The 11,480-nt window shown below is 59.5% G+C and carries 12 protein-coding genes; 3 read left to right on the top strand and 9 right to left on the bottom strand.

Annotation, left to right across the window (positions count from 1 at the left end; translation table 11 throughout):
- A partial coding sequence (locus QP828_RS08690; RefSeq protein ID WP_284891574.1) for a hypothetical protein occupies positions 1–479 on the top strand: 479 nt, incomplete at its 5' end.
- A 90-nt stretch (positions 480–569) separates the two neighbouring features.
- Positions 570–1,379 carry a hypothetical protein gene (locus tag QP828_RS08685; protein ID WP_274733732.1) on the top strand — a complete coding sequence of 270 codons (810 nt, stop codon included), beginning with the start codon at positions 570–572 and terminating at the stop codon, positions 1,377–1,379.
- Positions 1,380–1,465: 86 nt separating this feature from the next.
- Here the strand turns inward: QP828_RS08685 and QP828_RS08680 are convergent, their stop codons facing one another.
- Genes QP828_RS08680 through QP828_RS08645 form a run of 8 tightly spaced genes read right to left on the bottom strand, consistent with a single transcriptional unit; the run spans position 1,466 to position 10,238 of the window.
- Positions 1,466–2,245 carry a hypothetical protein gene (locus QP828_RS08680; protein WP_274733730.1) on the bottom strand — a complete coding sequence of 260 codons (780 nt, stop codon included), beginning with the start codon at positions 2,243–2,245 and terminating at the stop codon, positions 1,466–1,468.
- 42 nt (positions 2,246–2,287) lie between these two features.
- Positions 2,288–4,051: a type IV secretory system conjugative DNA transfer family protein gene (locus tag QP828_RS08675; protein WP_274733728.1), complete on the bottom strand. Its 1,764-nt coding sequence runs from the start codon at positions 4,049–4,051 to the stop codon at positions 2,288–2,290.
- Positions 4,044–5,510, bottom strand: a complete 1,467-nt coding sequence (locus QP828_RS08670) for a putative type IV secretion/conjugal transfer ATPase (RefSeq protein WP_274733727.1) — start codon at positions 5,508–5,510, stop codon at positions 4,044–4,046. The genes QP828_RS08675 and QP828_RS08670 overlap by 8 nt, the downstream gene beginning before the upstream one ends.
- Positions 5,507–7,000, bottom strand: a complete 1,494-nt coding sequence (locus QP828_RS08665; RefSeq protein ID WP_274733726.1) for an SCO6880 family protein — start codon at positions 6,998–7,000, stop codon at positions 5,507–5,509. Before QP828_RS08665 ends, QP828_RS08670 begins: the two co-directional genes overlap by 4 nt.
- The gene (locus QP828_RS08660) at positions 6,997–8,580 is read right to left on the bottom strand and encodes a hypothetical protein (RefSeq protein WP_284891573.1); all 1,584 of its coding nucleotides are present in this window, start codon (positions 8,578–8,580) and stop codon (positions 6,997–6,999) included. Before QP828_RS08660 ends, QP828_RS08665 begins: the two co-directional genes overlap by 4 nt.
- Positions 8,568–9,299, bottom strand: coding sequence for a DUF8175 domain-containg protein (locus tag QP828_RS08655; RefSeq protein ID WP_284891571.1), 732 nt, complete (start codon positions 9,297–9,299; stop codon positions 8,568–8,570). The genes QP828_RS08660 and QP828_RS08655 overlap by 13 nt, the downstream gene beginning before the upstream one ends.
- A 44-nt stretch (positions 9,300–9,343) precedes the next feature.
- Positions 9,344–9,640, bottom strand: a complete 297-nt coding sequence (locus tag QP828_RS08650; RefSeq protein ID WP_274733723.1) for a hypothetical protein — start codon at positions 9,638–9,640, stop codon at positions 9,344–9,346.
- A gap of 10 nt (positions 9,641–9,650) precedes the next feature.
- On the bottom strand, positions 9,651–10,238 hold the full coding sequence (locus tag QP828_RS08645) for a DUF6668 family protein (protein WP_284890217.1): 588 nt from the start codon (positions 10,236–10,238) through the stop codon (positions 9,651–9,653).
- A gap of 103 nt (positions 10,239–10,341) precedes the next feature.
- On the opposite strand from QP828_RS08645, the gene QP828_RS08640 reads away from it, so the two are divergent.
- Complete coding sequence (locus QP828_RS08640) at positions 10,342–10,593, top strand: hypothetical protein (protein ID WP_284890216.1); 252 nt, start codon at positions 10,342–10,344, stop codon at positions 10,591–10,593.
- Here the strand turns inward: QP828_RS08640 and QP828_RS08635 are convergent.
- On the bottom strand, positions 10,551–11,480 hold a 930-nt coding region (locus QP828_RS08635; protein ID WP_284891569.1), incomplete at its 5' end, for a hypothetical protein. The two genes, QP828_RS08640 and QP828_RS08635, sit on opposite strands and share 43 nt — an antisense overlap.

Below are 11,480 nucleotides of genomic sequence, written 5' to 3'. Positions count from 1 at the left end.
CGAGTTATCCCTGCACTACCCAGACCGGTTCCCAACCAACTAAACAAAACCATTTACACAAAAAACTTGACAAGCTCGTCGAAGTCGCTGAGGAAGAATTGCCAATTATTGTCGAGTTAAAGCGGAGTGACGGAAAGGGACACTCGGCGACTTCTCAATTAACCGAGGGTAATATAATTGACCAAGTAAACGGGTACAGAAAAGGAATTTTTAGTAATCTACCGCCCGCCTTGCAGCATCGCTACACTTACAAAGACATCAAAGCCTTGGTTATTCTGCCGAAAAAGGTTTTGGCTTCTAATTCTGGCCCTGCGGGATTTACAAAAGAGGATTTTGAGGAATTCGAGGCTAAAAAGATACACTTGCGGACATATGAGGCTCTATTGCGCGATGCAAGACGAAGCTATCGAGACTTTTTCGAAGCGAAGCATATGGGTGATAGTTTGCCTTATTTCGAATTTGATTCAAGTGAAGAGTAATTGGTCCAGTTGGATGTACCACGTGTCAATCATCCGTTCAATCTTTCCCTCAACAACACGTATCTTGAGTCCTGTAGGAGGTGCGTAACTATGCGAATCGGATTCTCAGTTTCGTTTGATATCTCGCCGCGATCAAAATGCCCCAGCAATCGTGGCTGCGAACCGGAAACCGTACAAGCTGAGACCGGCTTGGTTGACATAGTGAGGCGAGAAGACGCACGATCTACTCCGTTCCTCAAGTCAGTGTTTGATGATTTTGCTAAGCGACTTGAATCCAAAAGAATAGTTAGAATTTCCGAAGAGCGCTGGCCGATAGGTATTTCGCTGTGGCTGATAATTGAACTGCTTATTGGAGGAATTGGAATTGAAGGCATAGCTCGTGCCGACGATATTTCTCAGGTCATGTATGTCTCTGGCGGAGCGAGTATCACAATCCTATTAGTTCTCGTTCTATTACCTATTTACTGCCGTCAAGTGACGATTTCGAAGTGTCGGAGCGCAGCTTACCGCGAGCTTGGCCAATTGTTTTGCGACCGTGCCGTTTCCCCTGATTTGCAGGTACTGTCATTGATGGGTGATAGCGTACATAGTTTAGAGACAGATCTGTCACGAACTTTCAAGAATCCCACATGGCGTGCGCCCGGATTCCTATTGGTTTTGGCGGGAGCGGTTTTCACTGCTCTATTCACCGCAGTGTTTGAGTTAGGTTCAAATGGGAGGATCCTGTCGGACGATCCCTTGCTTAACCTCTATCAGCTTGCTGGGGCAATCACGGTTATCTACCTGTGCTTCTACTACGCACCCAAAACGGTGCTAGGTCGCCCAGATTTAAAAGTGGCACTTTTTGAAAGCGCGTTACGAGACCTGCAAATAGAACAGGAACTCAAGCCGGCTGCCTAGAAAGGGTGCATGAAGAACCACGGTAAGAGGTTTGAACCACAACATCTCATGTCCCGCTTACTCCCCGAAACAAACATTCCCATCAGTTATTTAGATAGGGATATCTGCTCACTGGCCACGCTCGTTGCCTTCGGCTTCTTCTTGCCAGGCATCGCGACTGCGGCCGCTCGCGTGGCCGGGTTGCCTGGGCAGGCGGCCTGGACGCTCAATTCGCCGGTGAGTGCGCCTTCGCCGGTAGCATCGCCGAAAGTAATGCCGGCTGCTGCGGCTTTTTCTCGCATCTGCGCGATACGCTGCTTCATCGCCTCAATACCTAAGACCGGCGCGGCTGGCTCGGCCGCCGCCTCGTTCTCCACACCAGCCCCCGGCATACCAACCCTCGAGGTGGTCGCGGCCGCTCTAGTGGTGGCCGCTGGTGTCTTCTCCGATGCCGCCACGTCAGGCTTGGCGTCGAGCGCGGCGGTGAGCTTGTCTACTTGCTCCTGCGTGAGCGAGTTCGTGTCTGATCCGTCGATGATGTCGGGTGTGATGCCGTGGTCTTCCAGGAAAGAGGCAACACGTGCATGAGCCTGTGCAGCGAGCGGGTCGGCTCCGGCATATTTCTTTGCTAGGCCATACATTCTTGCGATGTCCATGGAGCTAGCCGAGTCCCACCACCGCTCGTTGTTTGCTTGAGCAAGGAAAGGCCGAGCAACTCCCAATTGCGCGGTGAAAGCCTGCTGTGCAGCGGCGGCGCGCTGCGCCGAGCGCTGCAAATGCGCTGCATACTCCGTCTGTACGCGGGCGACAATCATTGACGCCGCCTTTACTAAGGCCGCAAGGGACTCGACGGTCTCGTCCATAACATCTTCGGTCTGCTCGTTCATGGTGTCTTCTCCTTCTTTGATCTGAATAGATTTGCTTGGTGGTTAGTTGTTCCAGGCATCCCGCACCCCACCAAGCGCAGCACTGCTACTAGGTGTGGCGTTCGAGCCGTAGCGGGCAATAGACTCCTCCACCAGCTCTTGATTTTCTCCCTCGAACCAGGGCAATAGCCGGATGAGGGTGGGGCGGGATTTTGAGGCGAAAAGCCAGGCCCGCCACGCTGGTAGCGCCGCTAGCTCGGCTTCGCTGGCTATCGGCACTTCGAGTGAGTTTTGGGAGATGGAGGTCGATCGCACGCCCTTCGACATTGAGGTCGAGCGTTGGGAGGTGCGGTAGGTGCCGATGAGTTTCGAGATTTTCGCGAGGATCTCGGTCTCTTTCACCCCACCCGCATAAAGCACGTTATTCGCGGCCGACCAGAGCATGTTCATTCCCGCTTCACCCCACACGCTCACGCCTTGCGACCAGGACTGCAAAATCGTGTGGAGGCAGATACCTTTCGACCCGAAATGCGAGTAAAGCCGCGGAAGCTCGCGCCAAGGACAGACGTTCGCTGCCTCATCGAGCACGACCATCATGGGCGTTGCAAGCCGTCCACCGTGCTGGGCTTGGGCGTAGTTTTCAGCCGCTAAACACGTTACGGCCGTCAGCGCCGCAACGAGAGGCGCGATTGCTGCGCCGTCAACGGACATCGAATAAAGCGCTTCGCGGGTTTGCACGAACATGGCGGGGTTGAATTCTGCCCCACCCCCGTCCCACCAGGTGCGCGTCTCGGGGTCGCCCACCCATTCCAAACCACTACGCGCATGTGCCCACATACCACCCTTAGTCACGCTGGGGAGGTCCATTTGCGCCCGCAAAAGCGCCGCTAACTCGCCCATCCCGTGGTTACGCAGAATATCTATCGGTGTTTCATCCAGGGTGGATTGCACCCACGCATACACGTCGGCCATGGAGCGGTGCTCGAGCGCGGCCGCGGCTAGCAGGCAGGCGCGGATTTGTTCTCCGCCGCCATCCCAAAAGCCGTCATATGCTTTAGTCGCAGTGCCAGCCCGGGCTGCATCCCCTAATATTTTTGCTAGGTGGGTGGCTCTAGAGAAGAGGCTCCCGCCATAAGCAGGACTGGTGAGGTAGGTGAGGGGATTCCACCACATCGTGCCGGGCCGGCCGAGGATGTTGCAGGGGTCAAACACCCACACTTTCTCGCCTAGTGTTTCTCGGGCGTAGCGGGTGGCGTCGACGAGGTCGCGTTTATTCGAAGTGGCTAGCACGCATCCCGGTGCTTCCAGCAACAAGGGAATGGCGTAGCCGGCTGTTTTACCGCCACGCGGCCCGGAGAGCATGAGCGAGACACTCTCAAAGTCGCCATAGAGTAGTTCGCCGGTGTCTACCGCCCGCCCGAGCCGATACCCTACGGGGTTATCTCCGCTGATGCCCAGGCGCTGGGCTTTCTCAGCAACCACGCCGCGTTGGAGAGCTTGGCGAGCAGAGCGCCCGCCGGTCAATCTGGCTTTGTTGTCTCCTCGCACCCGCCGCCCCCGCACTTTCAACACGCGCCAGGAAACTAGGCCGGCAATGCTCATGACGATTGCGGAGAAAATCCCGGCGATCACCCACGTTACGCTGGTGAGATGAATCTTGCCTGTTGCGAGGTAGATGACGAGGACAAGCGGGTTAAACGGCACCGCTTCGCCGGTAATAATGCCGGCTAGGAAAAGGGATAAACATAGGCACGCGCCGACGCCAATAGCAGCCAACGTGGCGATGAGCGTGCCGGTATCCCCGGTTGTGCCGGGCTTATTATTCATGCCACCTCCACGAAGTATCAGACAGGTCACGCTCACAGGGCGTGAGCACACATTCGGCCGGAATACCGGGCTGCCGGCCGACCTTGATCAAGAACCGCCCCCGCCCTACCGGGGCAGACAAGCGCCCGGTGTCGGGGTCAAGACTGCCCGGGTCTTGCCAGCTGGTGAGCACGTCTTCCTCCGCGGAATTCAGGCGCACCGCACCGCGCAGCAAACCCATTTCCCGCTCAGGCAGCCCGCCAAGTAAGCACACGCCGGCGCGCTCAACGAACCCGCGTGCCTTGGCCCGGGCTTGCTCGGAAGCTAGTGCTTCGAGGTCGCTCATGGTGTGGGTGATCATGGCCTGGCCCACCGCCCATTGGCGGTTGAGGCGTGTGAGGGCGTCGACGGAGTCAACCATGCCCTCGCCCGCGCGCAACACTCGCCAGAGTTCGTCCATGACCACGAAAAAGAGGCGACGCTCAGCAAGGCCACTGTCGGCGAGCATGTTCGCCGTTGTGATATTCCCGAATCCATACGACCAGCACGCCAAGAGCACTGCGGCCTGCAATGCTTCATCCGCCCCTGATACTGCGCTGACGTCGAAGACGACGGAGCGGTCCATGCGCATCGGCGTGGTTGTGGGGGCTGCGAATATTTGCCCAAAACGGCCCCCGAGTAGTGCCATGAGTGATGCCTCGAGAGCTTCGGTGACTTGCAAATAGCGGTCGATGGAGCCGCGGTCGAGTGCTGCGAGCCGTACGTCGTCGGGTGCTGCACGAACAATAGCGAGGATGTCGCTAATGATGGGGACGGTGGTGGGGTTGTGGGTATCCCATACCCGAAGCGCACGGTCGATGATGGTACGCTCCCGGTCGGTAATGCGGCCGCCTCGCACCAGCTCAACAAGAGAGGAAAGCATGGTGAGTTGGCGCGCATGAGCACTATTCAATAGATCGAGCCGGGCTTGCCCGGAGAGTTGGCTGGCGGCTGCGGGCGTGTTTCCGGTGTCTAGCGGATTCAGGCTAACCCCGCCGCGGCCGATAGTGATGCACTGGCCTCCCATAGCCTCGACGAGGTCAACGTAATCGGGTTTGAGGTCGCCGAGCACCATTGTGGAAACACCGAAACCGGCCAGACCCAAACTAATGTGCCGCACTGCCGAAGACTTGCCTAGGCCGGGTAGGCCGAGGACGAACATCGAGGGGTTGGAGATCATGCCCGCCCGAAACCAACTAATTGGGTCGAAACAGACGGGGGAGAGGCTGCCGCCTTTCTCGCACTGCCCGAACGGCACCCCAATAAGCGGGGCTGGCGCGCCACTAGCAAACGGCCACAGGCCACATACCTGCACCGAGGTGCCGCGCCATTGCGGGAGTGCGGGAACATAGGATTGGCGGCCGCCGCCGCGTCCGGTAAACCCACGCGAACCAGGCCCCCGCCCGTTCATTGTGGCCGTGGTATTGCTTTGGCTGGTCATAGTGCCTCCCGAACACTCTCACTAATCACCGAGTAACGCCCTGGCATAATCCCGAGGGGTAGTGAGATGGCGAAGGCGGAGTCTTGCCCGCCATAGCATTTCCGGATCCGAATCCGCGCGCTAGATGCTAGCGAGCCGACCGCGTCGGCCATGTCTTTCACATCCCCAGCGCCACTCGTTGTGGTTGCGGTGATGACCATCCCGAAATTCTCTAGGCCCGCTCCGGCCGCTTCCTCGGCCGCGGAGGCTACCGCGTGGGCGAGGGCGACTTCGTCGCGTGCCCGCACATTTGCCGACGAAGACACCCGCACGGAAGCGGCGTTTTTGTCTTTCTCCACGATCTCGCCCGCGCGCCCGGCCTCGATAGGCCGATAAAGCAACGCGACGCGTTTGCGGGCAATACGAGGAGACGGCGCGAGCAGCGAAGCCAAAATGTTTGATTGGACGATTCCGCGTGGGGCTGCGCTCATAACCCACGACACCGACACCGCGTTGTCGTGGATGAGGTTGTCCCAGTTAGCTTGCGTAGCACTCGGCCCAACCTCATTCCACCCCAAGGTAACTGCCTCGCTGCTGGCTAGTGCGTCGTCGAAAATCTCTTGTGCATCCGGGTCATACGCAAGGCGCACCACCCGCCCCACACCCGCGGAATCTAAAGGACGCACAAAGCCCGCACCCGTCCCAGTCAATGCCTGAGACAATGACGGTAGACGAGTCGCCAGTTCCTGACCGGCCGCCGCCAAATCGAGTGTTTTCCCGCTACCTTTACCCAAATGGTTTTCGAAGGTGAGGGTCACGTAGGCGCGCAGCGACGCGGACCCGTAGGGGTATAACTGGCTCACTTCGCTGAGCATCTGTTCGGCCAAGTTGGGGATGTTTTCTTGCTTGTTTGCGGTGATTTCACGCTGAAGGCGCGAGCCGGTATCGGGTGCGGATTCCACGACGACGCTCGCACCGATAAGGCCTGGTTCTTCGCCCAGGCGCGCTAAAAACTGCCCCCAGCGCGCCACCCACGTGTCGATCTGGTCTTGAGTGACCAGGGATGCTCCTTCACTTTCGCAGGCGAAGACGACAGCGAAGGTGCCCGTTTTTCCGGTGGTGATGACGGCGAAGTCACGCCCGAACCCATCCACAAAATCAGCCACCCTTGTAGGTGCGAGAATACCGGGGAGCATGAAAGGTCCACCTGTTACCCCGAGTGGGCCGGAGCGGTAGAGATTCTCACCGCGGCTGCGCGAGCGCCAAAATCGCATTCTTTCTCCAATCTTCCCCGCGAGTGACACCCCATGCATGTCTTTGCGGGCAAACAACAAACCAAGCGAGCCGCAGATGCTCCCGAGTACCAACGCGGGGATGATTCCGGCAATAATCTGCACAAGAACCATCAAGATCAGGAGGGCGAAGACGCCGACCGTCAGCGCCCCGGAAAGCCGCCCAATACCCGGGGCCTGAGGCTTACGCCAGTGGCCGTATGTGCGCGGTGTGCTCATGCTTGCTCCTCACTCTCATCGGCACCACTCGCCAGGTTCGCGGTGAAAGCTCCGGTCTGGCGGGCCTTATCAAACGCGCCGCGCCCGGGCTGCTTTGTGGGTAGGGCGAAAGGTGAGGCCGGCTTGGATGGGGGTGTGTGGGCCGCGCCACTAGCCTGACCACCCGCCGCCGCCGGCGACGTGGGCGGGAGCGTGGGTGTCTGCGCCTGCTTCTTCGCCGCCCGCGCACGCCGCGATGTTTTCTTCGCGCTGCCTGTATTAGCGGGTGCGCTGGTAGCGCCACTAGCCGCGCCGCTCCTACTCGCCGGGCCGCTCCTTCTTGTCCCGGTGGTTCCGGTGGTTGCTGCGCCGGTCGCACCCACACCACCACTACCACTCGCCGTGCTACTGGCACTTGTTTTTGTGGCGCGGGCAGCCCGGACTTTCGAGACCCCACCCCGAGCCGCGGCGACCCCGCCACGCGCAACCTTAATCGCACCAGACGCCACCAAAGACCCGGCTGCGCCTCCCAGGCCGGCCGCTATCCCACTCATCCCAGCGCCGCTCGACATGGAGGCGGTTGCGGGGACTACGAAACGCATGAGTGCGGGCATAGCAAACCCCGCCAAGCAAAGCACACCCACACCAACCAAAATCGTGGTGACGGAGCTCGTCAGCGAGCTGTCATCCCCGATGGCTGCTTTCATCTGCTCCAGGACACACTTCTGGTACTCCTCGAGCTTGGATGCGTCGAAGGTCCCGCAGGCTTCCTCAACCCGCGCGGTCATCGTCGGCGGACTACCCGACGAAATCAGCCGCATCCCTATCGAGAGGATGATGGCGAAAGCCGGCTTATATAAGAGGAACGCGATAATCCAGGTTTTTGTTTTCTCAAACCACTGCCGGCCCAACGGCGTGTTAGTGGCCGCTGCCGACAGAGGCAAAATCCCGATCAACAACACCAGGAAAGAATCCCGACACAACAGCAAAATCAATGCTAGGAGGGTGCCGAGTAGCATCGCCGCGAGCAGGAAAATTGTGAGGATTGCGAGGTTCGTGCCCTCATCAATCATCACGTTGATAGCGGCCTGGACGCTTTCCATCGACCCGGAAGAGCTGAGTAGCCAGGAGGAGAAGAGGGAAGATGCTTCCATGAGGAGCTGGACGACGGTCACGCCCGCACCCGAAACAATGACGAGCTGGATGACTGATTGGAGCATGTCGCGTAGGGGTTCGCCGCGTCGATGCCAAGCCATCGACCCCGCACCCACCAACACACCCAGCAACATAAAAAGCCCGGTTGCGTAGGAAAGCGAGTCGTGGATCCAGGTGATCGCCTCCGTATCCTGCAAGTTCAGGCGCGGATTGGAGGATACGAAGCCTACGAGGAACTCCAGGAGCCACATTGAGGCGCTAGCCATTGCTTCAGCGAGCAACTCGATGACCGAACCGACGAGCGTCGAAAACCCTTTGCCGACCCAGGCGAGCGGGTTCAAAATACTCCAACCACACACATCCGTCACACACACCGTCGATGTCGGGCCGCCGGGCACCCAAGCCGGTGCGGGAGTCAGGAACTCCGCAAAAGCTATCGTGTCCATAGCACCCATCCCGTAGACAAGGGCCGATCAACGACGCTCAAGACCGTGGACATGTCCGCCACCGGTGCTACCCGCCACATCTGTGTTTTCTTGTCGTAGGTGAGGTCGAGGCTGCGCCCAAACACTACGCCAGGCTGTGCGTCCAGCATGAACGCCACCCCGACACTCGCCTTGTCTAGGTCGTAGTCGAAGACCTGAAAACCAACAAGACGCGGCGCGGGAAGCACCCGCCCGGCTAGCTCACCCGCCGCCTCCAACAGCACCTTTTTGTCTGGGCCGTCAGCCAAGAGTTCGTCGAGAACCGTTTGTGCGTTTGGGCCACCAACAGACGACAGCGACACGTAGTTGAGTGCGGCGAGGAGCGCACCTTTAGGCGTATTCGTATAGCCACGAGCCACAGGGGTCTGCTCGCACGGACCCGCGCCCGGAAGCGTGGCTAGCCGCACCCCGAGCGGCCCGTCCTGCCAGACCGGCGTGAAATTCCGGTCTGGTAGCGCCATGTCACTAAAATCCAGACCACACCCAGGCACCGCCGACGCCTGCGGCGCGGGAGCCGCGGTGGCAGGAACGGAGGGGACCGGCCCGGGCGCAGACTCACTGCTCGGCGTCGCGGGTGCGATGAGCGCCCACACCACCGCCACCACGCCAGCAACTACGAGTAGGCCGCCTATCGCTAGTCCTACACCCAGGCCCCGGCCTGGCTTATTGTCTTTACTCATGCCTGTCCCCTCCAATCTTTTCCTTGTCTCGGCTTCGTGGGTGCTTATAGGGTGATGAACGCGCCGATAAGCGAGGTGGCTGAACCAATCAACACGAGCGCCGCCAAGACCCACAACAGCCCCTTGGCTTCCTCAAGGCCCTCACCATGCCTTGCGTTGATGGCGAGCTTGCCCGCAACAATAAAGATTCCGAGCAAACACAAAACGCCTGCACCCCAGGCCACATACCCGAGAATCTGCGTGATTTTCTCCGTTCCCGGGGGCTGGGTCGGTGTCACCTCAATAAGCGGTAAAAGCGCCGCGTGAAGGTAGGCTTCCAGGGCCGATAGTTGTGTAAACATGTTTTCTCCTTTAGATACCTAGGGACACCCCACCAGCGGCGGGGATACTGTCAATAAAAACTTCTGGTTCTTCGCCCGCGCTTGCCAGGGAGCGCAGTTCTTGGATGGCCTTATGTGCGGCGAGCTGCGGGTCTTCTCGCCCGAGCCTTATCGCCTGGCTGTAAGGGAGTCGCCAGGAGGCCGGAAACACGGACTCCGTCAAAGCCCGCTGGCGGGCTAGCTCACGCGGCAAGCGCCCGGGCTGATCAGCAACAAGCACAAGCCCGACACATTCGACGCCGCTCACGCGGCCACCAAATACCGCCGCGGCGCACTCACGCGCAGCATTCATGCTGGTAGCGGTGGTGCGGGCAACCACCACACACCGCGCCGCCTGCGGGGCCGAGACCGGCCACGCACGCCCGAAGTCAACCAACCCGCACAACGCAGCCATGGTGGTCGTGCCCACGCCACCACTCGCACCCACCGCAAACACCGCCGTGCTCGGATCCGTCCATACACACGGCAGGAAAGTGCCTTCGCCTGGCAGGTCAGGGAGCTGGCCCCAGGGCAAGGCAAGCCCGGCCCGCGCGGGTTGTTTCGTTTTGTGTTTACGCACCAGCGCCCACCTCCTGGGAAAACTCATTGGTCGTGTGCGTGCAAAGCCCCCTAGTTAGTAGCACCGCAAAAAAGAGCAGTGCATCAAGAAAAGGAGGATGCTCATGAGTCAGGAAAAAATGGGATGGCCACGCGTGGTCGAAACCACCATCGAAACGATCTACGCCGTCACTAGCGACCGGCTCCCGCCCTTCGTTCAGGAAGCCACCTGGTATACGAGCCTGGACGAAGCCCGAGCCGCAGCAAGAAAGAAAGCCGGCATCGTATGGACGACCAGCCTGGTCACTACCTCTTCTATCAGCGAATGGGAGATTCACGAAACCACCCCCGATACGGGAGAATCTGAGGAGAGTTGAGAAGGACACCCTTCCACAATGATCTTCAACCGGAACTCTTCCTTCTCCGTGAACGAGCGGCGCCCACGCGCGAACCCTAGTAAAAAAGAACCTTCCGCACCTTCCCGGCGTGACCCGTTAATAAGCCCCATCCACGCCCCGATAGCGTTTTTGCTAATCCCCAAACGCGCCAACTCGCGGTCTTCCCGAGCGTGCGTCGTCCGAGTGTGAAAACCCCACTGTGCGGAAAGCTCAAGCATCCGCCGCATTCCATGCCAGGCGACACCCTGGTCAACACCGCGTGCCACCAGCTCGCCGACCAAGAACTGTGCGCCCGCACTCCATCCCGCCGCGTCCTCAAGCAAAACCCGAGAATCCCCATGCTCGTAATCTGCCCCACCCGAAGCACTCCCACCTGCCTGTTCCTCGAAACTGGTGCCCTGGTAGTCCACCGGCTCGGCCGGCATATCGGCTTCCAAGAATTGCCGTACCGCCCGGCTGATCGCGTACGCCCACCGAAAACGCGCACCCACCACCTCACGCGTACGCGTACGCATAACCTCCCACACCCGCGAGATGAGATCCCCTACCACTTCATCGAAACCAAGCCACGGGTACTGCCTAACAAGAACCGCCAGCCGAGAGCGCGCCCGTACCCTAATCGCCATCGAAAGGCGCTCCACAACAGCCTCATCACCCCAACCACACCCATCCAAATACTTCAAAACCATGGCCAAGCCGTCATTCGTAAGCGGATCCGCCACCTTGACATGCGCGGGCGTGGTAGGCGCGTGGTCAGTGCCAGCAGTGCCAGCAGTGCCAGCAGTGCCCGCAGTGCCAGCAGTGCCAGCAGTGCCAGCAGTGCCAGCAGTGCCAGCAGTGCCAGCAGTGCCAGCAGTGCCAGCAGT

This window comes from Actinotignum sanguinis (assembly GCF_030230305.1).
Classification (GTDB): Bacteria; Actinomycetota; Actinomycetes; order Actinomycetales; family Actinomycetaceae; genus Actinotignum; species Actinotignum sanguinis.
Note: the sequence above shows the minus strand (reverse complement) of the source record. Positions and strands in the feature narration are given on the sequence as shown.